The 25,213-nt window shown below is 72.4% G+C and carries 24 protein-coding genes and 1 pseudogene; 11 read left to right on the top strand and 14 right to left on the bottom strand.

All coding sequences use genetic code 11. The annotated features are described in order from the left end of the window. Positions 1-71 precede the first annotated feature (71 nt). The 3 genes from ACLBWP_RS04260 to ACLBWP_RS04250 all read right to left on the bottom strand — a co-directional run bounded on the left by ACLBWP_RS04260 (position 72) and on the right by ACLBWP_RS04250 (position 3,735). On the bottom strand, positions 72-1,595 hold the full coding sequence (locus tag ACLBWP_RS04260) for a hypothetical protein (protein ID WP_447654180.1): 1,524 nt from the start codon (positions 1,593-1,595) through the stop codon (positions 72-74). Between the two features lie 195 nt (positions 1,596-1,790). Beyond that, positions 1,791-2,699, bottom strand: coding sequence for a hypothetical protein (locus tag ACLBWP_RS04255; protein WP_447654179.1), 909 nt, complete (start codon positions 2,697-2,699; stop codon positions 1,791-1,793). Positions 2,700-2,823: 124 nt separating this feature from the next. Beyond that, entirely contained in the window at positions 2,824-3,735 is a 912-nt protein-coding gene (locus tag ACLBWP_RS04250; protein WP_447654178.1) for a LysR family transcriptional regulator, read from the bottom strand. 83 nt (positions 3,736-3,818) lie between these two features. Here ACLBWP_RS04250 and ACLBWP_RS04245 point away from each other — a divergent pair, with 83 nt between their 5' ends. Together ACLBWP_RS04245 and ACLBWP_RS04240 are read left to right on the top strand one after the other, a co-directional pair. Continuing rightward, entirely contained in the window at positions 3,819-7,298 is a 3,480-nt protein-coding gene (locus ACLBWP_RS04245; RefSeq protein ID WP_447654177.1) for a proline dehydrogenase family protein, read from the top strand. 196 nt (positions 7,299-7,494) lie between these two features. After that, the gene (locus ACLBWP_RS04240; RefSeq protein WP_447654176.1) at positions 7,495-7,932 is read left to right on the top strand and encodes a VOC family protein; all 438 of its coding nucleotides are present in this window, start codon (positions 7,495-7,497) and stop codon (positions 7,930-7,932) included. 126 nt (positions 7,933-8,058) lie between these two features. Here the strand turns inward: ACLBWP_RS04240 and ACLBWP_RS04235 are convergent, their stop codons facing one another. Further along, complete coding sequence (locus tag ACLBWP_RS04235) at positions 8,059-8,493, bottom strand: acyl-CoA thioesterase (protein ID WP_243563775.1); 435 nt, start codon at positions 8,491-8,493, stop codon at positions 8,059-8,061. Continuing rightward, positions 8,490-9,083 (bottom strand): QsdR family transcriptional regulator, encoded by a 594-nt coding sequence (locus tag ACLBWP_RS04230; RefSeq protein WP_243563774.1) that lies wholly within the window; start codon positions 9,081-9,083, stop codon positions 8,490-8,492. Before ACLBWP_RS04230 ends, ACLBWP_RS04235 begins: the two co-directional genes overlap by 4 nt. 46 nt (positions 9,084-9,129) lie before the next feature. On the opposite strand from ACLBWP_RS04230, the gene ACLBWP_RS04225 reads away from it, so the two are divergent. Then, entirely contained in the window at positions 9,130-10,323 is a 1,194-nt protein-coding gene (locus ACLBWP_RS04225; protein ID WP_243563773.1) for an acyl-CoA dehydrogenase family protein, read from the top strand. A 109-nt stretch (positions 10,324-10,432) separates the two neighbouring features. Here the strand turns inward: ACLBWP_RS04225 and ACLBWP_RS04220 are convergent, their stop codons facing one another. From ACLBWP_RS04220 to ACLBWP_RS04210, 3 genes are read right to left on the bottom strand one after another with little or no spacing between them, the layout of a single operon-like run. Beyond that, on the bottom strand, positions 10,433-12,577 hold the full coding sequence (locus ACLBWP_RS04220) for an alpha/beta fold hydrolase (RefSeq protein ID WP_447654175.1): 2,145 nt from the start codon (positions 12,575-12,577) through the stop codon (positions 10,433-10,435). Between the two features lie 28 nt (positions 12,578-12,605). Next, a complete protein-coding gene (locus tag ACLBWP_RS04215) occupies positions 12,606-13,478 on the bottom strand; it encodes a patatin-like phospholipase family protein (RefSeq protein WP_447654174.1) in 873 nt (290 codons plus the stop codon). 34 nt (positions 13,479-13,512) lie between these two features. Further along, the gene (locus tag ACLBWP_RS04210) at positions 13,513-13,800 is read right to left on the bottom strand and encodes a helix-turn-helix domain-containing protein (RefSeq protein WP_243563770.1); all 288 of its coding nucleotides are present in this window, start codon (positions 13,798-13,800) and stop codon (positions 13,513-13,515) included. Positions 13,801-13,934: 134 nt separating this feature from the next. On the opposite strand from ACLBWP_RS04210, the gene ACLBWP_RS04205 reads away from it, so the two are divergent. Together ACLBWP_RS04205 and ACLBWP_RS04200 are read left to right on the top strand one after the other, a co-directional pair. Next, positions 13,935-14,750 (top strand): GAF domain-containing protein, encoded by an 816-nt coding sequence (locus tag ACLBWP_RS04205; RefSeq protein ID WP_447654173.1) that lies wholly within the window; start codon positions 13,935-13,937, stop codon positions 14,748-14,750. Between the two features lie 32 nt (positions 14,751-14,782). Then, positions 14,783-14,980, top strand: a complete 198-nt coding sequence (locus ACLBWP_RS04200; RefSeq protein ID WP_447654172.1) for a hypothetical protein — start codon at positions 14,783-14,785, stop codon at positions 14,978-14,980. A 157-nt stretch (positions 14,981-15,137) separates the two neighbouring features. Here ACLBWP_RS04200 and ACLBWP_RS04195 read toward each other — a convergent pair whose 3' ends face one another. Together ACLBWP_RS04195 and ACLBWP_RS04190 are read right to left on the bottom strand one after the other, a co-directional pair. Then, positions 15,138-16,166, bottom strand: a complete 1,029-nt coding sequence (locus ACLBWP_RS04195; RefSeq protein WP_447654171.1) for an NADPH:quinone reductase — start codon at positions 16,164-16,166, stop codon at positions 15,138-15,140. 45 nt (positions 16,167-16,211) lie between these two features. Beyond that, on the bottom strand, positions 16,212-16,577 hold the full coding sequence (locus ACLBWP_RS04190) for a winged helix-turn-helix transcriptional regulator (RefSeq protein WP_447654170.1): 366 nt from the start codon (positions 16,575-16,577) through the stop codon (positions 16,212-16,214). Between the two features lie 141 nt (positions 16,578-16,718). Between ACLBWP_RS04190 and ACLBWP_RS04185 the strand changes: the two genes are divergently transcribed. Beyond that, on the top strand, positions 16,719-17,366 hold the full coding sequence (locus ACLBWP_RS04185; RefSeq protein WP_447654169.1) for an NAD(P)-dependent oxidoreductase: 648 nt from the start codon (positions 16,719-16,721) through the stop codon (positions 17,364-17,366). A gap of 189 nt (positions 17,367-17,555) precedes the next feature. On the opposite strand, the gene ACLBWP_RS04180 is transcribed toward ACLBWP_RS04185, so the two are convergent. Then, positions 17,556-18,881, bottom strand: coding sequence for an MFS transporter (locus tag ACLBWP_RS04180; protein WP_447654168.1), 1,326 nt, complete (start codon positions 18,879-18,881; stop codon positions 17,556-17,558). A gap of 122 nt (positions 18,882-19,003) precedes the next feature. Between ACLBWP_RS04180 and ACLBWP_RS04175 the strand changes: the two genes are divergently transcribed. Further along, positions 19,004-19,861 carry a LysR substrate-binding domain-containing protein gene (locus ACLBWP_RS04175; protein ID WP_243563763.1) on the top strand — a complete coding sequence of 286 codons (858 nt, stop codon included), beginning with the start codon at positions 19,004-19,006 and terminating at the stop codon, positions 19,859-19,861. Positions 19,862-19,944: 83 nt separating this feature from the next. On the opposite strand, the gene ACLBWP_RS04170 is transcribed toward ACLBWP_RS04175, so the two are convergent. Further along, entirely contained in the window at positions 19,945-20,814 is an 870-nt protein-coding gene (locus ACLBWP_RS04170) for a hypothetical protein (RefSeq protein WP_447654167.1), read from the bottom strand. A 258-nt stretch (positions 20,815-21,072) separates the two neighbouring features. Continuing rightward, positions 21,073-21,723, bottom strand: a complete 651-nt coding sequence (locus ACLBWP_RS04165) for an NADPH-dependent F420 reductase (protein ID WP_447654166.1) — start codon at positions 21,721-21,723, stop codon at positions 21,073-21,075. Between the two features lie 51 nt (positions 21,724-21,774). On the opposite strand from ACLBWP_RS04165, the gene ACLBWP_RS04160 reads away from it, so the two are divergent. From ACLBWP_RS04160 to ACLBWP_RS04145, 4 genes are all read left to right on the top strand, one after another. Beyond that, on the top strand, positions 21,775-22,071 hold the full coding sequence (locus ACLBWP_RS04160; protein WP_243563760.1) for a GNAT family N-acetyltransferase: 297 nt from the start codon (positions 21,775-21,777) through the stop codon (positions 22,069-22,071). A gap of 21 nt (positions 22,072-22,092) precedes the next feature. Beyond that, complete coding sequence (locus ACLBWP_RS04155; protein ID WP_243563759.1) at positions 22,093-22,554, top strand: VOC family protein; 462 nt, start codon at positions 22,093-22,095, stop codon at positions 22,552-22,554. 189 nt (positions 22,555-22,743) lie between these two features. Continuing rightward, positions 22,744-23,265 carry a MarR family winged helix-turn-helix transcriptional regulator gene (locus ACLBWP_RS04150; protein ID WP_447654165.1) on the top strand — a complete coding sequence of 174 codons (522 nt, stop codon included), beginning with the start codon at positions 22,744-22,746 and terminating at the stop codon, positions 23,263-23,265. Then, positions 23,262-23,804 (top strand): metallophosphoesterase family protein, encoded by a 543-nt coding sequence (locus ACLBWP_RS04145; RefSeq protein ID WP_447654164.1) that lies wholly within the window; start codon positions 23,262-23,264, stop codon positions 23,802-23,804. Before ACLBWP_RS04150 ends, ACLBWP_RS04145 begins: the two co-directional genes overlap by 4 nt. A 53-nt stretch (positions 23,805-23,857) precedes the next feature. On the opposite strand, the pseudogene thiD reads toward ACLBWP_RS04145, so the two are convergent. Continuing rightward, a pseudogene (gene thiD / locus ACLBWP_RS04140) lies at positions 23,858-25,213 on the bottom strand (bifunctional hydroxymethylpyrimidine kinase/phosphomethylpyrimidine kinase); the annotation flags it as partial.

Raw genomic sequence — 25,213 nt, 5'->3', positions numbered from 1 at the left:
TGCGGGCGGGGAACGAAACGGCCCCGCCGACCCCGGTGACGGGGCTGGCGGGGCCGTGACGGGCCTCCCGGCTAGCGCTGGGTGCGGCGACGGAACGTGCGGAAGCCGATCAGGCCGGCACCCGCGGCGAGCATCGCGATGCCCCACGGCAGCGCGTCCGTGGTGTCCGAGCCGGTGAAGGCGAGCTGGCCCTTCGGCGTGGTCGGGGTGACCGCGGCGACCGGCGCGACGGTCGGGACGACCGTGACCGGGAAGGACACCGAGAGCGCGTCCTCGGCCACCGTCAGCACGTGGGTCGAGGCGTGCGGGAAGGTCACCTTCGTGGCGAAGGAGTCCTCGTCGAAGGCGATCTGGTCCGTGGCGTAGCTGCTCGTGACGGTCGGCTGCGGGGCGTTGCCCTCGTCGTCGTACTGCGTCGTGTCGTTGCCGTACTGGTCGACCGGCGAGCCGTTCACCCAGAGCGAGGCGCCCTGCTTGACGGTGGGCTGTCCGCCGTCGGTGAAGGTCGGTTCCTGATCGAGGTCCGCCGGGAACGAGATGGTGACGATGTGCCCGTCGGGCTCGATGATCCAGGCGTTGGTCGGGTGCACGCCGTCGAAGCTGTCCTCGTTCGACCGGTCGGTCGCCGAGGCCAAGATCCCCACGGCTGCTGCCGGGTCGACGGTGACCTCGACGTACTCGGTCGCTTTCGAGGTGCCGTTGCTGGCGACGACCGTGAAGTCGTACGTGCCGGCGCTGATCAGCGTGCCGGACAGGGTCGCGGTCGCGGGGTCGAAGGTGGCTTCGAACGGCAGGTACGAGTCCGGGGTGTCGTTGTCCGGGTCGACGCTGTCCGGGTCGGTGTAGCCGAGCGCGTACGTGACGTCGCCGCTGCCCTTGGCCACGGTGAAGGTCTCGTCCACCGTGTCACCGGCGGTGACCTCGATTGTGCGCGGGGCGTCGGCCGTCGTGGTGTCGGCGAACGCGACGTCCTCGGTGACGGCGTCGGCGGTCGTCGCGGTGGCGATGTCCCCGGCCGAGTCGGTGACGACGACGCTGATGCGCTTGCCGAGGTCGGCCGAGGTCACCGGGTACGAGCTCTTGTCGGACGCGACGGTCACTCCGTCGTCGGTGGACCACGCGTAGGTGTAGCTGCCGCTCAGCTCGGGGGCGTCGACGCGCAGGGTCTCGCCGACCTTCGCCTCACCCACGATCGCCGCCGCGGACGACGAGGCGGCCTTCGAGGTCGTCGTCGGCGCGGTGGCCTTCGGCGTGCTGGTCGCCGTCGGCGTCGGGGTGCTGGTCGGCGTGGCCGAGCCGTCGGTGGTGCCGGTGCCAGGGCCCGAGCTGGTGCCGTTGCCGGTGGTGTCCGTGCCGGTCGTGCCGGTGCCGGCATCGGTCGTGCTCGTGCCGGCCGTGTCGGTGCCGGTGGTCCCGGTCGTCGGGTCGGTGGTGACGTCGGTCGTGCCGGCGTCGGCCGGCGCGGTGGCGGTGACCGGTTCCGCGGCCGAGGCCGAGCTGGCCGCGAAGACGCCGAGGCCGGTCGTCAGGCCGATGAGTGCGATGGTGGTTCCGACGGCGCAGGCGCGTCGGACGCCGGAGGTGCTGCGGTGCACGGGTTCCCCCAGGGGTCAGGTCCGGTCGGATGCCGGATCATAAGAATCAGCCGAGAATCTCCGGCGTGATCGGAGCGTAGCGGGTAGCGCGGTCGACACGATGGCGGCGGCGCGGATTGTGACCCGGGTTGGGGGTCTGTGCGCTCTCACGCACCGGAGCAGGCGCCGATCGGCGTGCTCCGGCGCGGGAACCGGTCAGGCGCGGCGGCGACGCAGGCGGTGCAGCAGCAGCATGCCGCCGGCTCCGAGCAGTCCGAGCGCCCAGGCGAGCGGCCCGGTCTCGTCGGCTCCCGTGAAGGCCAGCTGGCCGGTCGGGGTACGCGGTGTCGTCGAGCCGGCCGTCGGCGCCGCTGCGGTCAGCGGGTCGACCTCGACCGAGAAGGTCCGGGTGAGCGATCCGGAACGGGCCGTGATGACGTGGGTGCTGGCGTGCGCGAAGCGCAGCGTGACCGCGTCGGTGCTGGCGGTCGGCGTGAACGTGTCGCCTCCCACCGACGACGACCAGGTCAGGTCGTCGAGCCCCGGGACGACGTTGCCCTGCTGGTCGAACCCGAGCGCGTCGAGTTCGAGCGACCCGTCCTGACGCACGCGGATCGGCGTGGCAGGGTCGCCGGACTGGACCTCCGGGGAGTCGCTGTACGTCACCGTGCCGTCCGCAGCGATCGACCAGGTCGGCGCGGTAGTCGCGGTGCCCTGCCCACGGACCACCACCACCAACGCAGTGGCGGCCTCGGTCGCGGCGGGCGTCGCCGTCGGTGCGGCCGGTGCCCCCGTCGACACGGCCACCGGCGTCGCTGCGGGTTCCGGCAGCGTGGTGGGGGTCGCGGTGGGTGTCGCGTCGGCCGTCGGTGTCGGCGTCGGCGTCGGCGTCGGTGCGGCTGCGCGGTCCGTGTCCGTGCCCGTCGTCGCGGCGGCGGCGGTGGTGTCGGCGGCGGGCGGAGCGGCGTGCGCGGGAGCCGGCACGACGGTGACAGTGGTGCTGGGCGCCGCGGTGTCGGCGTTCGCCGCGGTCGCCCCGAAGCCGAGCGTGGTCGCTCCGACGGCGACCAGGACGGCCGTGGTGACCGTGCAGCGACGGAGCGAGTGAGTGGTGGTCGTGAACAAGGTGTCCCCCCGAGGAACGAGATCCGAGATCGAGCACGCGGGTCGGTGCTGCGGTCCGATCGTAGGACTTCGACGGACACGGAAACCGCTGGTCAGGGTCACGATTCCGTTATCGCGGACAGTGTCAGGATCGGGCGTTTCCCGACATGGAGGCCGCCCGCTCGAGGGCGTCGCGGAACGCCGACACGGCCGGGGAGTCCGCGCTCGCCAGGCGCTGCGCGGTGAAGATCGTGCGTCGAGCCGGCACCGGGAGCTCGTGCAGTCGACAGCTGGTGGACCTGCCCGCCCAGACCAGGTCGGGCATCAGCGCCACGGCGTTCCCGGACTCGATCAACCGGATCTGCGCCTGCAGGTCGGCGGTCTCGTAGCGGACGTCCGGCTCGAACCCGGCGCGGCGGCAGGTCTGCTCGGCGAAGTGCCGTGACGCTGCCCCGCGCGGCTCCATCACCCACGGCAGCCCGGCGGCCGAGGCGAGCGAGTCGACCGGCCGCAGCGCGGTCTCGACCGGGGGCAGCGCGAGTCGTACCGGGTCGGTGGTCAGGTCACGGGCGTCCAGGCCGGGGAAGCGTGGTGCCGCGTGCGCCGGGTACCGCTCGGCGACGACCATGTCGAAGTCGCGCGCCCAGGTCTCGTTCAACGCGGTCTCCGGTTCGCGCTGGACCATCTCGACCCGCACGTCGGGGTGCTCGAGTGCCATGGTCCGCAGTGCACTCGGCATGAGCGCGAGCGCCGCCGACTGGAAGACGGCGACCCGGATGCGCCCCTGCACGGTGGTCAGGGTCGACTCGACGGACGCCTGTGCACGCTCGAGGGTGTCGAGCACGTCGCCCGCGGCAGCCACCAGCACCTCGGCCTGCGGGGTGAGCTGCAGACGCCGTCCGGCCTTGCGGAGCAGCTGCACGCCGGCCTCGCGTTCGAGCACGCCGAGCTGCTGCGACACCGCCGAGGGTGTCAGGTTGAGCGCCTCGGCAACGGCCGCGACGGTCCCGCGGATCGACAGCTCACGCAGGAGCACCAGGCGTCGAACGTCGAGCATGCGCAAAAGCGTAGTTCAACTGAACAGAAAGCGTCAGGAAGAGTTGCTTCCGCTACCGGAACCCCGAGCGACACACTGATCCCATGACCGACGTCCAGCCCCGCAACGACGCGCCTGCCGCGACCACCCCCGACGACCTCGCCGACGCGTCCGTCGCGCTGGTCCGGCAGTGGCTCGCCGAGGCCGAGACGTACCCGGTCGACGGCTCGGCGAAGCAGCTGGCGGGCGTGCTCGCCGACCCGAAGGGCCTGGCGTTCGCCGTCGGGTTCGTCGACGGGGTCGTCCGACCGGAGGACCTCGGCGTCGCCGCTCGCCGCCTCAAGCAGATCGCGCCGGACGCACCCGGCTTCCTGCCCAGCGCGCTCCGCGGTCTGGTGCGGCTGGGTGGCGGACTGGCACCGGGCCTCCCGGGGGTCGTCGTGCCCATCGCCCGACGCGTGCTGCGCACCATGGTCGGCCACCTGATCGTCGACGCCACCGATGCCAAGCTCGGTCCCGCGATCGCGAAGATCAAGCGCGACGGCGTGCGCCTCAACGTCAACCTGCTGGGCGAGGCCGTGCTCGGCGAGCGTGAAGCCGCCCGTCGGCTCGAGGGCACGCACAAGCTGCTCGCGCGCGACGACGTCGACTACGTGTCGATCAAGGTCTCGTCGACCGTGCACCCGCACTCGCCGTGGGCGTTCGAGGCGGCCGTCCAGGACATCGTCGACAAGCTCCGGCCGCTGTTCGAGCGGGCCGCGGCCGCGTCGCCGAACACGTTCATCAACCTCGACATGGAGGAGTTCAAGGACCTCGACCTGACGATCGCGGTCTTCACGCAGCTGCTCGACGAGCCCGCGTTCCAGCAGCTCTCCGCCGGCATCGTCCTGCAGGCCTACCTGCCGGATGCCCTGTCCGCCATGCAGCACCTGCAGGAGTGGTCCGCCGCCCGCCGTGCCCGTGGCGGCGCCGACATCAAGGTCCGCCTGGTCAAGGGCGCGAACCTGCCGATGGAACAGGTCGAGGCGTCCGTGCACGGGTGGCCGCTCGCCACCTGGCACACCAAGCAGGACTCGGACACGAACTACAAGCGCGTGCTCGACTGGGCACTCACCCCGTCGCGCATCGCGAACGTGCGGGTCGGCATCGCCGGTCACAACCTGTTCGACGTCGCCCACGCCTGGCTGCTCGCCGGGCAGCGCGGGGTCCGCGACGGCATCGAGTTCGAGATGCTGCTCGGCATGGCACAGGGGCAGGCCGAGGCCGTCCGCCAGACCGTCGGGTCGCTGCTGCTGTACGTCCCCGTCGTCCATCCGGGGGAGTTCGACGTCGCCATCGCGTACCTCATCCGCCGATTGGAGGAGGGCGCGTCCCAGGACAACTTCATGTCCGCGGTGTTCTCCCTCGCATCGTCGCCGTCCCTGTTCGCACGCGAGGAGTCCCGGTTCCGCGACTCGCTCGAGCCGCTGTCCGCACCCGGCGGGCTGGACGCCCCCGCCTCGCACCGTGTCGCCGACCGGTACGCGGCCGTCGGCCGTCCCACCCCCGGGCACTTCGAGAACACCCCCGACAGCGACCCGTCCGTCGCGGCGGTCCGCTCGTGGGGTGCAGCGATCACGTCGCGGGTCGCGTCGTCGACGCTGGGCGCGTCGGCCGTCCGGGAGGCCCGGGTCGACTCCGCAGCGACGCTCGACACCCTGCTCGGCCGGGTCCGGGCCGCCGGTTCCGTCTGGGGGACCTGGTCCGGTGCCGCGCGCGGCGCGGTGCTGCACGCCGTCGGCGATGCGCTCGAGGCGAACCGTGCGGCGCTCATCGAGGTGATGGCGTCCGAGACCGGCAAGACCATCGACCAGGCCGACCCCGAGGTGTCCGAGGCGGTCGACTTCGCGCACTTCTACGGCGACCTGGCCGCGTCGCTCGACGACGTCGACGGTGCGACGTTCTCGCCCGCTGCCCTGACGCTCGTCGCGCCGCCGTGGAACTTCCCGGTCGCGATCCCCGCCGGATCGACGCTCGCCGCACTCGCCGCCGGGTCGGCCGTCGTGCTGAAGCCCGCGCCCCCGGCCGCCCGGTGTGGTGCGGTGCTGGCTTCGGTGATCGACACGGCCCTCGACGCGATGGGTGCCCCGGCCGACGTCCTGTCGTTCGTGGACGTCGACGAGTCCGCTCTGGGCACGGCCCTGGTGTCCTCGCCGATGGTCGACCGGGTGATCCTGACCGGCGCCTACGAGACGGCCGAACTGTTCCGGTCGTTCCGCCACGACCTGCCGCTGCTGGCCGAGACCTCGGGCAAGAACGCCATCATCGTCACCGCGTCGGCCGACCTCGACCTGGCCGTCAAGGACGTCGTCGCCTCGGCGTTCGGGCACGCGGGACAGAAGTGCTCCGCAGCGTCCCTCGTGGTGCTCGTCGGGTCCGTCGCACGCTCGCGCCGGTTCCACAACCAGCTGATCGACGCGGTGTCGTCGCTGACCGTCGGGTACCCGTCCGACCCGACGTCGCAGATGGGCCCGGTGGTGCAGCCGGCTGCGGGCAAGCTGCTCGACGGCCTGACGCAGCTCGGGGCGGGGGAGTCGTGGGCCGTGCAGCCCCGCAAGCTCGACGACACGGGGCGGCTGTGGAGCCCGGGTGTCCGTGGTGGGGTCCGTCGCGGGTCCGCGTTCCACACGACGGAGTACTTCGGCCCGGTGCTCGGTGTGATGCGCGCCGCGACGCTGGACGAGGCGATCGACATCGTCAACCAGGTCGACTACGGCCTGACCTCGGGCATCCACTCGCTCGACCCGACCGAGATCGGCACGTGGCTGTCCCGCATCGAGGCCGGCAACCTCTACGTGAACCGCGGGATCACCGGTGCGATCGTGCGCCGGCAGCCGTTCGGCGGGTGGAAGAAGTCCGCCGTGGGTGCGGGCACCAAGGCCGGCGGCCTGAACTACCTGGTGGGCCTGGGTTCGTGGTCGTCCGCCGAAGCGCGATCGGGCTCCGCCCCGTCGGCCGCCGTCTCGTCCTTCGTGCGGGCCGCCGGGGTGTCGTCGCCCTCGCTCGACCGCGCGCTGGCCTCCGACGAGCTCGCGTGGACGTCGCTGTTCGGCACTGCGACCGACGTGTCGGCGCTCTCTGCCGAGCGGAACATCGCCCGGTACCTGCCGTACCCGGGGGTGCACGTCCGCCTGGCGTCCGAGCTGCCGGACGACGTCGAGGCGCTGGTGCGTGTCGTCGCCGCGGCCCTGCGTGCCGGCACCACGATCGACGTCTCGTCGGCGGGGTTCGTGCCGCCGGCGGTCGCCGCGCTGCCGAACGTCCGGTCAGTCACCGCGTCCGAGTCCGACGCCGCGTTCGGCGCCCGGGTCGCCGGGGGCCCGTCGACGCGCGTGCGCCTGGCCGGCACGTCGGCTCCCGAACTGGCCGCGGGTGCCTCGGCGCTGTACGCCGCCGTCGATGGTCGCCCGGACGTGGCGGTGTACGCCGAGCCGGTGACCGAGGCCGGGCGCATCGAGCTGCTGCCGTTCCTGCGCGAGCAGGCCGTGTCGATCACCGCGCACCGCTTCGGCACGCCGAACCACCTGACGGACGACCTGATCTGAGTCGCTGGCGGGGCTGCTGCGGCTTCCCCCGTTTCGCACCCCCGTGCGGACATCGCGCCCCGTTCCCTCGGGGCGCGATGTCGTGGCGGGGGTGCGAAGCCGGTCCGGCACGCCGTTGGTCGCCGCCGAGGCCGGCGGTGTCCGGGTTCCGCGTCGGCTCGGGGCGCTCGGAGCGCGTGGGCGTTGGGTCGGACGCATGAGTGAACCGATCGCCCGCCCCTCCGCCCTGGCCCACGTCCGCGTGACCGTGACCGACATCGCCCGCAGCAAGGCCTTCTACCAGCAGCTGCTCGGGTCGGACCCGGTGATCGACTTCAGCGACCAGGTCGACGAGCCGGGTGTCCGCGAGGACCGCACGAAGTTCTACGGCGGCTGCGTGTTCCAGCTCGGCGATCAGGTGTTCGGCCTGCGTCCCGTGGCGCCGACGGGTCAGCGGTTCGACTCCGAGCGGGTCGGGCTCGACCACGTGAGCTTCGTCCTCGGCAGTGTCGACGAGCTGCACCAGGCCGCGACGCGTCTCGACGCCGCGGGTGTCGAGCACGGCCAGGTCACGGACCTGAGCGACGCCGGCATGACGATCCTGTCCGTGCAGGACCCGGACGACATCAACCTGGAGTTCGCCGCCGTCCGCTGACCCCGGCCGGGGATCGCACCCCCGGACGGACATCGCGCCCCGGAGCACCGGGGCGCGATGTCGTCGCGGGGGCGCGACGCGGGCGGCCGGGCGGGGCGCGATGTCGTCGCGGGGGCGCGACGCGCGTCAGGCGTCGACGGCGACCGTCATCGTCTGGGTCACCAGGGTGCGCAGGGCGTCCGGCACGGGGCGCGGACGGCGGGCACCCTCGCGGTCGATGATCACGTGGACGAACTCACCCGTGGCCAGCAGCGCGCCGTCGGACTGGCGGAACAGGCCGAACTCCCACGACAGGCTGGTGTTCCCGAGGCGCTTCGAGCGCATCCCGACCTGGATGACGTCCGGCCACACCGCGGACTCGACGAAGTGGCAGCTCGAGGTCACGAGCACGGCGATCCAGTCCGACGAGAACGGGTCGAGGCCGGCCTGCTCACGGAACCAGTACGTCGCGGCGTTGTCCATCGCGCTGTAGTAGATCGTGTTGTTCACGTGGCCGAACATGTCGTTGTCGTTCCACCGTGTCGGGTAGGTGCGGCGGAAGGGGTACTCGTCGATGGTCATCGGTCTCCGATCGAGGGCGGGGGCAGGGCTGCAGTCGGCCGCAGCACGTACTCGAACGTCGCCCGGGCCCGAGCGGGGTCGGGGGTCTCGCCCGAGATCAGGTCGGCGTACGTGAAGGACTCGGAGATCCGGACGAGCAGCCTCGCGAGTTCGTCAGCGGACAGCGGCGCGGGATCGAACGTACCCGACTCCTGCTCCACGGCGACCAGCTCGGTGACCGCGTGCACGAACCGACTCTGCACGTCGCTGTCCGTCGTCGTGAGCAGCCGCAGTGCCCGTGCGGGTTCTCGGGTCAGGAACACGCGGAAGTACGGCGCCTGGATCAGGTCGGCGGTGAACCGGTCGAGCACGTCGACGATGCGTGCGGCCCCGGTTCCCCGCGCCGAGCGTCGGGCGCTGTCGAGCGTCGGGACCGCGAGCGACCACAGCACCTCGGACAGCAACCGGTCACGGTTGCCCACCCAGCGGAACAGGGACGTCCGGTCGACGCCGAGCGTGGCGGCCAACGCTCCCATGTCGATCCGTGAGCCGGCGATGAAGGTGTGGCGCGCCTGGCGGAAGGCGCGCAGCGCGGTTTCCGACGTGTACACAGATCCCCCCTTGCAACGTTTTCCAGAATGATGCATCGTAGTGGATATGTCAACGTCCATCGCCCTGCCTGCCCTGCTCGAGTCGGACTTCTACGGGTTCGCCCAGCAGCTGACCGATCAGGAGCGCGAGTCGATCGGACGGGTGCGCGAGTACCTCGAGCGCGAGGTCGCTCCGATCGCCGACGGGTACTGGGCGCGCGCGGAGTTCCCGATGCAGGTCATCAAGCCGCTCGCTGAACTCGGGATGTACGGTCCGGGTGTGCCGCTGGTACGCCAGTTCGAGAACTCGGCCGTGTACCGCGGGTGGGCAGCGCTCGAACTCGGTCGCGTCGACGCCAGCGTCGCGACGTTCATCGGCGTGCAGTCCGGCCTGGCGATGAACTCCATCGCGGTCGCGGGCAGCGACGAGCAGCAGCAGGAGTGGCTGCCGCGCATGGCCGCCGGCGAGCTGATCGGGGCGTTCGGCCTGACCGAGCCGCTGTCGGGCAGCGACTCCGCAAAGGGGTTGCGCACCACCGCGCGTCGCGAGGGTGACACGTGGGTGCTCGACGGCGAGAAGCGCTGGATCGGCAACGCCACCTTCGCCGACGTCGTCGTCATCTGGGCCAAGGACGTCGCGGACGACCAGGTCAAGGGCTTCCTGGTCACGACCGACACCCCCGGCTTCACAGCCACCAAGATCGAGGACAAGATCGCGCTGCGCAGCGTGCAGAACGCCGACATCGTCATGCAGGGCGTCCGCGTGCCCGAGTCGCGTCGGCTGCAGCGCGCGACGTCGTTCCGCACCACGGCCGAGGTGCTCCGCCTGACGCGCACCGAGGTCGCCTGGCAGGCCGTCGGCATCGCCGTCGGTGCGTACGAGGCAGCGCTCGACTACGCCAAGACCCGCATCCAGTTCGGCAAGCCCATCGCCTCGCACCAGCTCGTGCAGGACCTGCTCGTGAAGTCCATCGCGAACATCACCGCCTCGATCGCGCTGTGCACGCAGGCATCGGCGATGCAGGACGCGGGCGTCGGCGGCGACGAGCACTCCGCGCTGGCCAAGGCGTTCGCGACGGCGAAGATGCGCGAGACCGTCGGCTGGTGTCGCGAGGTGCAGGGTGGCAACGGCATCGTGCTCGACAAGGGCGTCGCCCGGTTCTTCGCGGACTCCGAGGCGATCTACTCGTACGAGGGAACGCGCGAGGTCAACACGCTCATCGTCGGCCGAGCGATCACGGGTCAGGCCGCTTTCGTGTGACGGCCCGGTCCGCCCGGAGACGGACGGACGAGCCGATCGACGGATCGGGCAGCCCCCACAGACCGGGCGTGCGGCGTTTCGGGTCGCCGCACGCCCCCCACCACCACCGCTACCCGAGCAGCTCCGGCCGCTCCCACTCGGCACCGAGCACGTGCTGGCCGAGGAACGCGAACACCGTCTGGTACCAGATGACCGCATGCTGCGGCTGCAGCACCCAGTGGTTCTCGTCCGGGAAGTACAGGAACCGGTGCGGCATCGACCCGTCCTCGGCGGCGTGGTGCTCGGCGAGCTCGGACCACAGGCGCAGCCCCTCGCCGATCGGCACCCGGTAGTCGTGGTCGCCGTGGATGACGAGCATCGGTGACACGATGTCGGCGACGAACCGGTGCGGGTCGTTCTCGCGCATGCCCGACGCGTCGAAGATCGACTGCCAGTACTCGGACGCGTCGGTGGTGCCGGCGAACTGCTCGAGCGCCCACAGGCTGGCGTGCGTGACGATCGCGCGGAACCGGTCGGTGTGCCCCGCGACCCAGTTCGCCATGTACCCGCCGAACGAGCCACCCATCGCCGCGGTGCGGGTCTCGTCGATGTCGGTCCGGGCCTCGACCGCGTCGGTGATCGCCATCAGGTCGGTGTACGGCGCCTGGCCCCACGCGTTCCAGCCCCGGTTGACGAAGTCGAGTCCGTACCCGGTCGACAGGGCCGGATCGGGTAGCAGTACCGCGTAGCCCTGCGCTGCCGCGAGCATCGGCGTCCACCGCCACGACCACTGGTTCCACGAGTTGAGCGGTCCGCCGTGGATCCAGAGCAGCAGCGGGTGCGGTCCGTCGCCCTCGGGCAGTACGAGCCAGCCACGTACCCGGGTGCCGTCCTCGGCCGTCGTCGCGACGTCCTCCAGACGGCCCGGGACCGCCGGCAGGGGAGCGGGCGTCGCGAGCGGGGTCACCCCGTCTGCGTCGATCCGGACCGGGTGCAGTGGCGCCGCCCAGGAGGCCCGGAGCGCGACGACCACGCCGGTCGCCGCCGACACGCGCAGGTTCGAGTACGCCCAGTCGTCGTCCGTCAGCTGCTCGACGGCGCCGCCGTCGAGGGGGATCCGGAAGACCGGCGCGCGGCCGTCCTGGTCGGCGGTGGCGAGCACCGCCTGGTCGTCGGGTGCGAACACCAGCTCGCTCGGCCAGCGGTCCCAGTCGGTCGCGATGCGACGAGCGTCCGACCCGTCGAGCTCGGCCGTCCAGACCTCCTGCGGCTGGGCACCGGCCGGCGTGGACTTGACGGTGCGGACCCAGGCGATCCGCGTGCCGTCGTGGCTCAGGCTCGGCATCTCGTGGTCGATCCCCTGGTCCGCGAACAGCACGGTCCGCGTCCCCGTCGCGACGTCGATGGCCACGACGGCCGCTCGTGCACCGCGGGCCTCGGGGATGCCGACCTGCACGACCAGGGTCCGGCCGTCGGGGGTGAGTCCGCCGCTGACGTGGTCCAGGCTGCGGCCGGGGGACGGGGTGAGGTCGACCGGCGTCGGCAGCGCCGCGGGGTACGGCTGCACAGCGTCGTCGGTGGCACCGGCGGCACCGGCGTCCGCGGCACCGGCGGCGTCCGAGCGGTCGGCGTTGTCGGAGCCGTCGGCGGTCCCCGCGGGTGGGACGTCCAGCGCGTCGTCCCGCAACTGGGCCAGGTCGAGCCCGAGCACGTGCGTCTCGTCCGGGCCCAGGTCGTGGTCCCAGTACCGGACCGGGTACGTCTCGTGCAGGATCGCGTGCACCTTCTTGTCCGTGCGGCGCTTCCGCAGCGCGGCATCGCGCATCACGGCACCGTCCCGGTCACCGGCGGCCGCGGTCGGCAGCAGGTCCGCGGTGAGCGCGACCACGTCGCTGGCGCTCGCCGTCGCGAGGACGCCACCCGCGCCTCCCGGCAGTCGGGTGACCGGACGTGCCTCGCCACCCGCGGCGGGCAGCAGCCAGAGCTGGGCCGCCTCGCCCTCGGGCGCGTCGGCGTCGGGGCGGCCCGAGACGAACAGCAGGTCGCCGGAACGGGTGAACGCGATGCCGGCCTCGCCCTTCGCCGACCGGGTCAGTCGGCGCGCACCCGCGTCACCGCTCGTCGGCACCGTCCAGACAGCGCGCCGGTACGCGGTGCGGTCCGGATCGAGCAGGCTGACGGTCAGCGCGACGTGCGCACCGTCGGGGCTGAGTGCGATGCCGTCGACACGCGGCAGGGCGATGAACTGGTCGAGGTCCGAGAACGGCGTCGTCATGGCCCCACGCTAGCGAGGCCGACGGCACTCACGCCCAGAACGCGGCGATCCCCTCGGCGACGGCGCTGCCCTGCGCGTGACCGGCCTCGGCCGACGGACGCTGCGTGGACAGGGCGAGCGAGTTCGTGCCGAAGGCCTGCATCGCCGCACTGTCCGCCACGACGACCTCGACGCTCGACCCACCCGCGCGCAGCGCCTCGACCGACTGGTCGAGCCAGGGTCCGAGCGGCGACGGTGCCTCGGGGCCGCAGGCGAGCACGAGGACCCGCTCGTACCCGGCCGCGACGTCGGCGTTCGTCGCGGAGCGCATCCCGCCGTCGATGTACGGACGGCCCTCGATCTGGACCGGGGACCACACGACGGGGACCGAGCAGCTCGACGCCACGGCACGGGGGAGCGGGATGCCGTCGGCCGCGGTCAGCACGCGGAAGGTGCCGTCGACGGCGTCGATCGCGGTGACGCCGAGGGGTCGTTCCGGCCACGCGCTCGAGGGCAGCATCTCGGTGAACGTCTCGACACGCTCGTCGTCCGTCTGACCCGTCGTGACCTGCTGCGCCAGGTGTCCGAGCCGCGCGCGGGCGTCCTGCTCCGAGGTGGCGCCGGCGAGGGCCTGCCCGATCTGCTGCTGCACGAGCTCGGCGTCGATCCGGGCGGGTTCCTCGTACGTGGTCGGGGCCGGGGCGCTCTGCTGTGCGAAGGCGTCCGCGATCCCACCCTGCCGCAGGAGCGTGCCGACGACGCTGCCGGCACTGGTCCCCACCACCAGGTCGGCCGCATCGAGGTCGACGCCCGCGTCCTGGAACGCGGACAGCACACCGAGCTCCCAGGCGATGCCGGCGACCCCGCCGCCTCCGAGGACGATCGCGCGGGTACCGGCGGCTGGCGTGGCAGGTTGGCTCATGCACCATGTCTACCAAGAGCCACCGATGCCCGGGTCACCGTGCGGCAGCAGCCCCCAGCGCGCGCAGCTTCTGCCCGAGCTCGAACCGCTTCTGGTCACGCAGGTGCACCAGGTAGTCGGCGCTGACCAGCGCATGCAACAGCCGGTACGCGGTCGGCAGCGGGTAGCCCGTCGCCTCGGCGACCTCCTTGGCGGTGGCACCGCCGCGGTCGGCCACCACCTCGAGGATCGCGAGGGTCTTCTCGACCGTCTGCACCGTGCCGGTGGGTGGGTCCGGACGGGAGGCTCGGGTCGGCTCCGACGGATCGTCACTGATGCGCATCCTGCGATGGTCCCCGCATCGGGTCGCGTTGGCAATGGTGGATCGAGGGTGCGCTGCCCGCGCCGGGTGCGCTGTGCACGCCCGGGTGCGCCGGGTGCCGCTGGGGCGTCGGTGGTCGCCCCTAGCGTCGAGGCGTGGGTCAGGGGAACGAGCGGGTGCGCGGCAGGCGGTACGGCGACGTCGTGCTGCCGATCGTCGCGGCAGCGCTTCCGACGGCGGTGTTCCAGCTGCCCAACCTGGTCGGGGTGCCCGTCGAGCGTGCCGTGGTCGTCGTCGTGGCGTTGACGGTGTTCGCCGCGGTCGTCCTCTGGCAGGTGGTCCGCGCCCGCCGCACGGCAGCGGCCCGTCGTCGTGCCGAGGACACGGGTGCCGCCGCGCTCGCCGCGTACGAGGTCGCCGTGCAGTACGGCTTCGGGCAGATCGCCACGCGGCTCACCCGCTTCGCGGCACACGACCATCCCACCCGCCGCTCCGAGCTCGGGGCGTTCGCCGATCGGGCTGCCGCGGCACTGGCGTTCTACCTGCTGCCGCACGTACCCGACGTCCGCGCCAACGTGTACCTGCTGTCGCCGGCGCTCGACGCGCTCGAGCCCATCGGCCACGGCGGTGCCGACGACACCGCGGGCACCTTCCGCGCGGGCACGCCCTACGGCGACCGCAACCTCGAGTGGGTGCTGGCGGGTGGGCCGCCGCGCGTGGTCGGCGACCGTGAGTCCGACGTCGACGCCGCGGACGACGCTCCGGACTTCGACCCGCGCTACCGCTCGTACGTCGCGGTGGTCATCCGAGGTGAGGGGTACTCGTTCGGCATGCTCACGGTCGACTGCCCGACGCCGGGTGCGTTCGCCGACCTCGACGTCCGCAACGTCGACGTCGTCGCGCAGTACGTCGCGGTGGCGTGCACGCTGGCCTTCCCGGTGCGCGAGCACGAGCGGCAGCGCACGCCGTGACCACTGTCGGTCCGCGGTCGTACCCTGGCGCCATGACGAGCGTGCACCCGGGTCCGTTCTCGTTCGGCCGTGCGCCGATCCGGTCGGCCGCGCGCCGGGCCGAGGCCACCGACGCTGCTGAGGTGTCCGACGCCGACTACGACGACCCCGCGGTCGTCGCCGCCAACCTCGAGCGAGCGCTCCGGGCGGCACGGGCACGGCTGACGCTCCGCCCGGGGCGTCGTCGCTGACGCTGCCGAGCGCACCCAGCCGCGCGCCGTCGCTCTGCCGAACGCCGCCGCCGTGTCTTCGCGTCGCGCCCCCGCACGCACATCGCGCCCCGTGGAAACGGGGCGCGATGTCGTTGCGGGGGTGCGACGGGCGTGGTCTGCGACCAGCAGCCCGTCCCTACGCCTGGGTCACGTCGATCAGGACCTTGCCGACGGTGTCGTTCTCGACGGCGTCGTGCGCGGCAGCCGTGTCGGCCAGGTCGAAACGGGTGAGCGGCAGGCCCGCGTCCTCGCCCACGGGCAGGACGCCGTCGTGCAGCGCCTCGGTGATGTCCTCGGCCGCGGCGGCCAGGGCCTCGTCGCCGATCGTGTAGAGCAGCAGGAACTGGTAGCGGGCGTTCACGCTCATGTTCGGGCGGATCGGCAACGAGGCCGCATCCCCTCCGTTGTTCGCGTAGATCGACACCACGCCGTGGTTCGCCAGTACCTCGGCGACCAGGTCGGCGTTCTGCGGGATCGACACCTCGACGACGATGTCGACGCCGTCGGGTGCGATCGCTCGGATCTGGTCGGCAGCGTCGCCTGAGCGGTAGTTCACCGTGTGGTGCGCACCGGCCGCGGTGGCCAGAACGGCCTTGGCATCGGAGCTGATCGTCGAGATCACCGTGGCACCCGCCCACCGGGCGAGCTGGATGGCAGCGTGGCCGACTGCGCCCGCGCCGCCCGCGACCAGGACCGTCATGCCGTCGAGCGCCCCGGGTCCCAGGCGCGCGGGTCCCTCTTCGTGTGTGGTGAGCGCGCGGTGGGCGGTCATCGCGGGGACCCCGAGCGAGGCGCCGACGTCGAACGAGGTGTCGTCCGGTAGGGGCACGACGCGCGAGGCCGGCACGACCGTGTGCTCCTGCGCGGTGCCGGTCGGACGCGATGCCGCGGCCATGAACAGCCACACGCGGTCTCCCACGGCGAACTCGTCGACGCCCGGGCCTACGGCGTCCACGACACCCGCGCCGTCCTGGTTCGGGGTGATCTCCGGGAAGGGCAGTCCGTCGCCGTAGGTGCCGCCGGCGCGGGCCTTCCAGTCGGTCGGGTTCACGCCGGAGACGACCACACGCACGCGCACCTCGCCGGCAGCGGGCTCCGGCAGGTCACGGTCCACGAGGGAGAGGACGGACGAGTCACCGGGCTGGGAGTAGACGATCGATCGCATGTCTCCACGCAACCACCAGCGCGGCCGGTCGATTCCAGGGACCGGTCAGTTTGCGGCGTCGTACTGCTCGCGTGCGGCGGCGACCGAGGGCATGTGCGTCGTCGCCCAGTCCTCGAGCGGCTGCAGCACCGTACGGAGCGACCGGCCGGCGTCGGTGAGCGCGTACTCGACGTGCGGGGGGATCTCGGGGAACACCGTGCGGGTGACGAGCCCGTCGCGTTCGAGGGCCCGGAGCGTCTGCGTCAGCATCTTCTGCGACACGCCCTGCACCGCCGCTGCGATCGCGGAGTACCGATGGGGGCCGGACGCCAGCGTGCCGATCGTCAGCACGCTCCACCGGTCACCGATCCGGTCGAGCAACTGTCGCGACGGGCAGTCGGCCGCGTACGGGCTGTACTCGAGGGCACTCATGGACACTCCTGACGCGCGACGGCGGGACGAACGGGACGAACTGAGCCAAATGGCACGCACCACGAGGTGCCTACTTACTCAAAGAGAGTAACACCCCTAGAGTGAGTCAGGACAGACCGCACCACCACGAGAGGAACACGCATGAGCACCATCGTCGTCTTCGGAGGCACCGGTTACGCCGGCTCCGCCATCACCCACGAGGCACTCTCGCGCGGCCACCAGGTCGTCGCCGTCGCCCGTGACACCTCCAAGCTCGACCCGGCCGACGGCCTGACCCTGGCCCAGGGCGACGCGTTCGACGCGGCCTTCGTCACCGAGGTCACCAAGGACGCCGACGTCGTCGTGGTGTCCCTGCACGCCGTGCAGGCCGACGGCAGCGAGCTGAAGGACAAGTTCCAGCACTTCGTCGACGCTGCCGCTGCGGCCGGCGCACGCCTGGGCATCGTCGGGGGTGCGGGCTCGCTGCTGGTCGCCGAGGGCGGCCCCGCGCTGTTCGACACCGCCGAGTTCCCGGACGCCTTCAAGGCCGAGGCGAAGAGCCACGCGCAGGTCCTCGAGGCGCTGCGCTCCAGTGGCACCGACGTCGACTGGTTCTACGTCAGCCCGGCGGCGGCCTTCGGCGGCTACAACCCCGGCGAGCGTCGGGGTACGTACCGCACGTCGGACGACGTCCTGCTGACCGACGCCGACGGCAACTCGGACATCTCCGGTGCCGACTACGCCATCGCGTTCGTCGACGAGGTCGAGCGTCCGGCGCACCACCAGGCGCGCTTCGGCGTCGCGTACTGATCCACCGCGGCAGATCCCACCCCTGAACGAGCATCGCGCCCTGTCCCGACGGGGCGCGATGCTCGTGGCGGGGTGCGACGCGCAGATGGTGACCACCATCGGACGGGAGGCCCGGTGCCAGCTGGCACCGGGCCTCCCGTCCGTCAGCGGTGCACGTCGAGCGCCGTCAGCGGCCTGCGTCGATCGCCGTCAGCGGTGCCCGACGATCGCCGGCAGCGGCACGTGGTGCCGCACCCGCACGCCCAGGTGGAAGCCTCCGCGTCGGGCGAGCACCACGCCGATCACGGCCGCGGCGGCGGCCGGCACCCCGCCAGCGACCATCATCCCGACGTGGGCGCCGAAGTGGTCGACGACCTGGCCCATCAGCGGCCCGCCGATGGCCTGCCCGCCCAGCAGCACCAGGATGTACAGCGACATCACCCGACCGCGGATCGCGATGTTCGAGGACAGCTGCACGAGCGAGTTCGACGCCGTCATGAACAGCAGCTGCGACATGCCGACCGCGACGAGCATCACGGTGAACGGCGCGATGACGGGGATGCTGCCGCTGACGACCAGCAGGATCCCGGTCCAGAACACCCCGCCGACGATCGTGCGCAGCCGGACCACCGCGCGCCGGGTCGACAGCAGCGCTCCGACCAGGGCGCCGACCGCGACCGCGGAGTTGAACAGGCCGTACCCGCCGGCACCGACGTCGTAGACCTTCGAGGCGAAGGCGGACAGCAGCACCGGCATCGTCAGGGCGAAGACGGAGAAGAACGCGACCAGGATGACCGGCACGATGATCGTGGGCTTGCCGACGGCGTAGCGCAGCCCCTCGACGAGCTGGCCCTTGCCGCGGGGGGCCGCCGGCGTTCGGTGCAGCTCCGAGGTCCTCAGGAACCCGAGCGTGACGACGACCGCGACGCAGGCCACGGCGTTCACGCCGAACGACCACCCGGCACCGACGGCCACCAGCAGCGCACCGGACAGCGCCGGGCCGATCATGCCGCCCAGCTGGAACACCGACGAGTTCACGCTGATGGCGTTCCGCAGGTGCTCGTGACCGACGATCTCAGTGACGAAGACCTGGCGGGCGGGATTGTCGATCACGGTGACCATGCCCACGACGAACGCGATCGCCCAGATGTGCCACGCCTGCACCACCCCGGTCAGCGTCAGCACCGCGAGCAGCAGCGACAGGACCGCGAAGGCGCCCTGGGTGATCATCATCAGCGCGCGCTTGGAGAACCGGTCGACGATGACGCCGCCGAACAGCCCGAAGAACAGCATCGGGGCGAACTGGCACGCCACGGTAATGCCGACCTGCGCGACGGAGCCCGTCAGCTGCAGCACGAGCCAGTCCTGCGCGATGCGCTGCATCCAGCCCGCGGTCATCGCGACCAGGTTGGTCGCGGTGAACAGCCGGAAGTTCGGCACGGACAGCGCGATCAGGGTGTGGCGCCACGGCGGGCGGGTGGTCTGGATGGGGAGCGGTTCGGTGGGCGGGGGGAGGGTCGTCGGTGACGCGCTCACGGTGCAGGGACTCCGGACGTCGGATGCGGACTGGTACCCCAACGAAACTACGTGACACCGACCCATTCGATCCCCGTATGGTTGCTATCACTCCATTGCGATGTCGAATGAGAGGCACCCGCGTGCTCGATCCCGTCCTGTTGCAGACCTTCCTGGCCGTCGCCGAGACGCAGAGCTTCACGCAGGCCGGCGCCCGACTCGGCATCAGTCAGCCGACCGTGTCGCAACACGTCCGTCGGCTCGAGACCGCGGTGTCGCGCACCCTGGTCGCGCGGGACACCCGGGGCGTCCGCCTGACCGACAACGGCGACGCGATGGCCGGGTTCGCGCGGACGATCCTGGCGGCCCACGCCACCGCGGACGCGTACTTCTCCGGCTCGGCGACCCGCGGGCGACTGCGGTTCGGCGCGGCCGACGACCTGGCGATCACGCAGCTGCCCCGGATCCTGCGGGACTTCCGGCGGCTGCACCCCCAGGTGAACCTCGAGCTGACCGTGAACCAGTCCGCGCCGCTGCTGCGCCGGGTGCACGCGGGGGCGCTCGACCTGGTGTTCATCAAGCAGACCGCGGGCGAATCGGCCGAGGGCACGCGGGTCGCGACGGACCAGATGGTGTGGATGGCGCAGGACGGCATCGTGGTCGAGCGGGACGAGCCGGTGCCGCTCATCGCCTACCAGGCGCCGAGCATCAGCCGACAGATGGCGATCGACGCGCTCGAGGCCGCCGGTCGGACCTGGCGGATCACGTGCAACACCCGCGACGTGAACGGGGTGCTCGCGGCGGTGCGTGCGGGCATCGGCGTGGCGGTGTTCCCGCACTCGCTGATCCCGGCCGACCTGGTGAAGGTGTCGCAGCGGCTCGGGCTGCCCGACCTGCCCGCGGTCGACTACGTGCTCATCGCGAACCCGACCGTGCAGCGCGAGCCGATCGACGCCCTGACGAACGCGATCACGTCCCGCGGCGTCGTCCGCGCGGTCTGACGCGCGCGCGCCCGTCCTCGCCCGCCCCCGCGCGTCCCGTTCGTCGAGAGAAGCGCCAAGAGGAGCGCGGGAGGAGGCGCGCGTCAGGGAGCGAGCGTGGGGACCGTGGCCGTGCCGGTCAGGTCCGGCAGGGTGATACCGGCCATCGGCAGCAGGGCGGTCGCGACGGCCCACAGCAGCACCACGGTGCCGACCGCGCCGAGCACGGCTCCGAGCAGCGCCACCGGACGCTGCCACGTGGCCGCGCGGTCACGCAGTGCGACGGACGAGCACACGATCGCGACCAGGCCGAGCAGCAGCCCGACGGCGTGCACCGTTGCGGGAGCGGTGAACCACCACGCGGCGAGGCCGAGCGTCGCGATCCCCGCGACCGCGCCCAGGGCAGCGGCCGGCGTCGCCCCGAGTGCGCGGGGAGCGTCAGCAGCAGGAGCGGACGGGAGGCCCGGGTCGGCTTCCCCGGCAACGGTCACGTCCGGCAGGTCCGCCGTCGGCAGGTGTCGGGTCACCGTCTCCGGCTGCACCGCGGGTGCGGCCAGGACGGCATCGAACGACCGGTCCGGTGCCACCACGGAGCCGGCCTGCTGGTGGGCGAAGCGTGCGGGCGTGCGGTAGCCGACGGGTCCGGTGGTCTCCGGCTCGGTGCCCTCGACGAGCACGTGTTCGAGTCCGGGGACCGAGAACCGGGGCTGGCCGGTGCGCGGCACGACGGGCCCCTGGTGTGCGGGACCGGCGAGTGCCGGCTCGCGGACGGCGTCGATCGGGGACACCGGCGCGGCGGTCGCGACGACCGGTTCGGCGGACGACGAGCCCAGTGGCGCGGTGTGCAGCGCGGGCGAGGTCGGCGCGGGCGGCAGCGACTCCTGGGACGGCGGGTAGTCCGGCACGACCGCGTGCGGGTCGAGCCGCGGGGCCGGGGCCGGCGTCGCAGAGGACCCGTGTGCCGCACCGGACACGGACGGCGCCGGTGCGGCTGCGGGCGGGGCTTGCGGAGCCGGGGGCTCGGTCGCGGAGGCCTGCGAAGTGGACGCGACCGGGGCCTCCTGGCCGTCGTCGTGGGGGGCCGTCACCCAGGCCGGGACGCTCCGGCGGGGTCGATCGGAATCGGGCATGCGATGCGACGCCACGTGCGCAGCTCCCTCCGTCGGCTGATCCATCGTCAGTTCTATCGGCGGAGGTGCCGGCCCACCCAGCCCCAGTTCCGGGGGCGCGGGCTACGCCATGTCGCGGTAGCGCTTGGCGTCGGCGACGAGCTGCTCGAGCTCCGTCACGTCGGCCGGCTTGCCGTAGCCGGGGGTGTCGCGCTGGATGCGCCAGCCCTCGGCCAGGGCGCCCACGTCGACGGCGTCGAAGCCGAACTCGTCGAGCAGGTCGGACACGACGCGCTTGGCCTGGGCGTCGTCGCCCGCGATCACCAGGGCACGACGGCCCTGGGTGCCGGACGGCGTGCCGGCGGTGGTCAGCTCGGCGGCGCCGATGTGGTTGAAGGCCTTGACGACCTTCGCGCCCCGCAGGTGGTCCTGCAGCAGCTCCGCCGTCGTGGTCGACTCGTCGTCGAGCGCCGCGATGTGTCCGTCGCGCTCGGGGTAGTAGTTGTTCGTGTCGATGACGACCTTGCCGACCAGGGGCTCGACGGGGATCGTCTCGATGGCGGCGAGGGGCGTGGTCACGACGACCAGGTCGCCGGCCGCTGCGGCCTCGTCGCGGGTGACGGCCCGGGCGCGGTCACCCAGTTCGGTGACCAGGTCCTGCAGGGTCTCGGGGCCGCGGGAGTTCGCGATCGCCACGTCGTGGCCGTGCTGCACCGCCAGTCGTGCGAGCTGTGAGCCGATGTGTCCTGCGCCGATGATGCCGATGGTTGTCATGCACGATGCAACTCCGCGCCCCGCGAAGGCATTCCGCGGCATGATGGCGGCATGGCACACGAGTTCCACCACGAGATCGATCGGCAGCGGTACGCGATGTACGTCGACGGTGCACTGGTGAGCGTGCTCGACGAGCGGGAGAACGACGACGCCGTCGCGTTCCCGCACACGGTCACGGTGCCCGCGCACCGGGGTCACGGGTACGCGGCGGAGCTGGTCGCGTTCGCCGTGGCCGACGTCGAACAGCGGACGGACAAGCGCATCGTGCCGATGTGCTGGTTCGTGGCGAAGTGGTTCGACGAACATCCCGACAAGGCAGCACTGCTCACCCGCACCGCCGCGGGCTGAGCCACGACGACAGGACACACCATGCGGCAGATCGTCCCCTTCATCTGGTTCGACGGGCAGGCCGAAGAGGCCGCCACCTTCTACGCGTCGGTCATCCCCGACTCGTCGGTCGACCACGTCGACCGCCTGCCCGACGGGTCGACGCTCGTCGTGCAGTTCCGGCTGCACGGTCAGCCGTACCGGGCGATGAACGCCGGCCCCGGGCACCCGCACTCGGACGCGATCTCGTTCCAGGTCGACGTCGACGACCAGGACGAACTCGACCGCATCTGGGACGCGTTCCTGGCGAACGGAGCGACGCCCTCGATGTGCGGTTGGCTCACCGACGCGTGGGGGGTGTCGTGGCAGGTCACCCCGGCGAACTGGGGCGAGCTGATGAGCGCGGGCGGCGACCCCGAGGCGTCGGCGCGGGCGTTCCAGGCGATGATGCAGATGGTGAAGCTCGACATCCCGACCCTGCAGGCGGCGATCCGCGGCGAGTGACGGCGGCCGTCCCACGCGTCGGTGCGACGGCCGGGACGGGTCGTGGTCGGTCTGACGGTCGAACCGTGACCGCGTGCGCGAAGACGCACGAGCAGGCCGGATCGCGCAGACGACCCCGGTGCGTCGCGGTCTGGTGCGGAGACCCACAGGTATGGTGACCGCCGAGGGAACACGATGGTTGGAGGCACCATGAACCAGCCGAGGCCCGACGTCCGCACCGCCGACATCGGTCGCGCGTACACCGAGCTGTCGCGCATCACCCGGCGAGCGAGCATCCGGGCACGCGGCACCGATGCGGTCCTGAGCATCGTCGACCAGTCGCTCGTCGACTTCGTCGTGCAGCACCCCGGCTGCATGGCGATCGACATCGCGCGCTACCTGCACCTGAACCGCTCGACGATCTCGCGCCAGCTCGCGGGCCTGCTGGCGGCCGGGCTGATCCGCACCACGGACGGTGGCACCGGCAACGCGAAGCCGCTCGAGGCGACCGACGCCGGGTGCGCGGCGCTCGACCGGTCCGTGCAGCTGCACCGGGACGCGCTCGACGAGCGGATCGCGAGCTGGTCCGACGACGACATCGCCCTGCTGGCCGGCCTGCTCGAACGGCTCGGCCAAGCTGACGAGGCGGGCCTGCCGATGCCGCACCGTGACGCGGATGCGGATCCCGACGCGGACGCCGACGCGCACGCGGATCCCGACGCCGACGCGTGAGCACCGCGCTCCTGCTGCTGTCGGACACCCACCTGCCGAAGCGGGCGAAGGACCTGCCCGCGGCACTGTGGGACGACATCGACGCCGCCGACCTGGTCGTGCACGCGGGCGACTGGGTGGACCTGGCGACCCTCGACGCCCTGCAGGCCCGCAGCCGCTCGTTCGTCGGGGTCCGCGGCAACAACGACGGCCCGGAGTTCGACGACCGGCTGCCCGTCGTCGCCCGGGTCACCGTCGAGCGACTGCGGTTCGCCGTCGTGCACGAGACCGGCTCGGCGACCGGGCGGGAACGTCGCGCCGAGGCCGCGTACCCCGACACCGACGTGCTCGTCTTCGGTCACTCCCACATCCCCTGGGACACCGCGGCCCCCGGTGGCCTGCGGCTGCTCAACCCCGGATCACCCACCGACCGTCGTCGTCAGCCGGACCACACCTGGATGCGCTGCACGGTGTCCGACGACGGCGCGCTCGACGTCCGGCTGGTGCGGCTCGCTCCGGGTGCGGCCACGCCGCGCGAGGAACCCTCGCCGAGGTCGTAGGGCATCGCGAAGAACGCCGCCTCCCACGCGGTCGACGTCCGGAAGGCACGCGCCATCCGTCCCCGGACCGCCGGGGTCGACGCCGCGGCCAGCTCCTCGACGTGGTCGGTCGCACTCCGGCTCGCCGCCGCGAACGCCGGGTCGCCGTAGGCGCTGACCCAGTCGGCGAACGGGTGTCCCGCCGCCGGCTGCCCCAGCTGCTCACCGACCCACGCGTACACGCGGAAGCACGGCAACACGGCGGCGGCGAGCACGGCGTCCGAGTCCCGTGCCGCCGCGTCGAGGTGCGCCAGGTAGCCCGCACAGGTCGGGTGCACGCCGTCGTCCGCCCGGGTGCCGCCCAGTCGACGGTGGTGCAGCGCCGCCGCCTCGTCCGCGCACCCCGCCGCTGCCCGGGTCCAGAACGCGGCGGCGTCGCCCGTCGCACCTCGGCCGAGCGCCGCCAGGTGCCGCTCGTACGCCCGCAGGTAGTGCACGTCCTGCGCCAGGTACCCGGCGAACACGGCGTCCTCGAGCGTGCCGTCTCCGAGCGCCCGAAGGAACGGGGAGCGGATCGTGGCGTCGAGCACCTCGTGCACGTCCCGCCACCACGCATCGGTCCACCGGACGACCGGCAGGGCCGCCCGCACGACGGCGCCGTGGTCGATCGGCCCGGCGCCCGTCCCGACGTGCAGGGTGTCCGCTCCGCGCAGTGCGTCGGTCAGCCAGTCCTTCGCGAGCCCCACCGCCACCTCCCAGTCGCCGTGCTGCGCGGCCAGGGTCGCGATCGCGCTGGACAGCGAGCAGCCCGTGCCGTGCGTGTTCGTCGTCGCGACCCGTGCCGCCCGGAACACCCGGACGCTGCCATCGGGTGCCACGAGCACGTCCTCCGAGCTCGGCCCGTCCCCGTGCCCACCTTTCGCCAGCACCAGGACGTCGAACGCGGCGGCCACCACACGGGCGGCGGCCACGGGGTCTGCGTCCGGTGCCGACGGAGCCACGAGCCCCGCCAGCACCGCCAGCTCGGACCAGTTCGGCGTGACCAGGTCCGCGAGCGCGAACAGCTCCGTCACCGCGCGTTCGGCGTCGGGGTCGAGCAGCCGGTCACCGCTCGTGGCGACCATCACCGGGTCGACGACCACGACGGGTGGCCGGTGCGCACGGAGCCACTCGGCGACCTGCCGGACGACGGCGGTCGTGCCGAGCATCCCGATCTTCACGGCGTCCACGACCACGTCGTCCGACACCGCGTCCAGCTGGTCGCGCAGCACCTCGACGCCCGGCACGTGCACCGACCGCACGCCGCGCGTGTTCTGCGCGACCACCGCGGTCACGACCGCCATCCCGTACCCGTCGTGCGCGGCGATCGCCTTCAGGTCGGCCTGCAGCCCGGCGCCGCCGGTCGGGTCGGTCCCGGCGATGCTCAGCAC

The organism is Microbacterium sp. M1A1_1b, from assembly GCF_053345565.1.
Note: the sequence above shows the minus strand (reverse complement) of the source record. Positions and strands in the feature narration are given on the sequence as shown.

What these genes read in the sequence shown, in the direction of transcription:
- ACLBWP_RS04250 (WP_447654178.1), bottom strand. Translation starts at nt 3,735, where the DNA reads ATGCTCGACGTTCGACGCCTGGTGCTCCTGCGTGAGCTGTCGATCCGC.
- ACLBWP_RS04245 (WP_447654177.1), top strand. Translation starts at nt 3,819, where the DNA reads ATGACCGACGTCCAGCCCCGCAACGACGCGCCTGCCGCGACCACCCCC.
- ACLBWP_RS04240 (WP_447654176.1), top strand. Translation starts at nt 7,495, where the DNA reads ATGAGTGAACCGATCGCCCGCCCCTCCGCCCTGGCCCACGTCCGCGTG.
- ACLBWP_RS04235 (WP_243563775.1), bottom strand. Translation starts at nt 8,493, where the DNA reads ATGACCATCGACGAGTACCCCTTCCGCCGCACCTACCCGACACGGTGG.
- ACLBWP_RS04225 (WP_243563773.1), top strand. Translation starts at nt 9,130, where the DNA reads ATGTCAACGTCCATCGCCCTGCCTGCCCTGCTCGAGTCGGACTTCTAC.
- ACLBWP_RS04220 (WP_447654175.1), bottom strand. Translation starts at nt 12,577, where the DNA reads ATGACGACGCCGTTCTCGGACCTCGACCAGTTCATCGCCCTGCCGCGT.
- ACLBWP_RS04215 (WP_447654174.1), bottom strand. Translation starts at nt 13,478, where the DNA reads ATGAGCCAACCTGCCACGCCAGCCGCCGGTACCCGCGCGATCGTCCTC.
- ACLBWP_RS04210 (WP_243563770.1), bottom strand. Translation starts at nt 13,800, where the DNA reads ATGCGCATCAGTGACGATCCGTCGGAGCCGACCCGAGCCTCCCGTCCG.
- ACLBWP_RS04200 (WP_447654172.1), top strand. Translation starts at nt 14,783, where the DNA reads ATGACGAGCGTGCACCCGGGTCCGTTCTCGTTCGGCCGTGCGCCGATC.
- ACLBWP_RS04195 (WP_447654171.1), bottom strand. Translation starts at nt 16,166, where the DNA reads ATGCGATCGATCGTCTACTCCCAGCCCGGTGACTCGTCCGTCCTCTCC.
- ACLBWP_RS04190 (WP_447654170.1), bottom strand. Translation starts at nt 16,577, where the DNA reads ATGAGTGCCCTCGAGTACAGCCCGTACGCGGCCGACTGCCCGTCGCGA.
- ACLBWP_RS04185 (WP_447654169.1), top strand. Translation starts at nt 16,719, where the DNA reads ATGAGCACCATCGTCGTCTTCGGAGGCACCGGTTACGCCGGCTCCGCC.
- ACLBWP_RS04165 (WP_447654166.1), bottom strand. Translation starts at nt 21,723, where the DNA reads ATGACAACCATCGGCATCATCGGCGCAGGACACATCGGCTCACAGCTC.
- ACLBWP_RS04160 (WP_243563760.1), top strand. Translation starts at nt 21,775, where the DNA reads ATGGCACACGAGTTCCACCACGAGATCGATCGGCAGCGGTACGCGATG.
- ACLBWP_RS04155 (WP_243563759.1), top strand. Translation starts at nt 22,093, where the DNA reads ATGCGGCAGATCGTCCCCTTCATCTGGTTCGACGGGCAGGCCGAAGAG.
- ACLBWP_RS04150 (WP_447654165.1), top strand. Translation starts at nt 22,744, where the DNA reads ATGAACCAGCCGAGGCCCGACGTCCGCACCGCCGACATCGGTCGCGCG.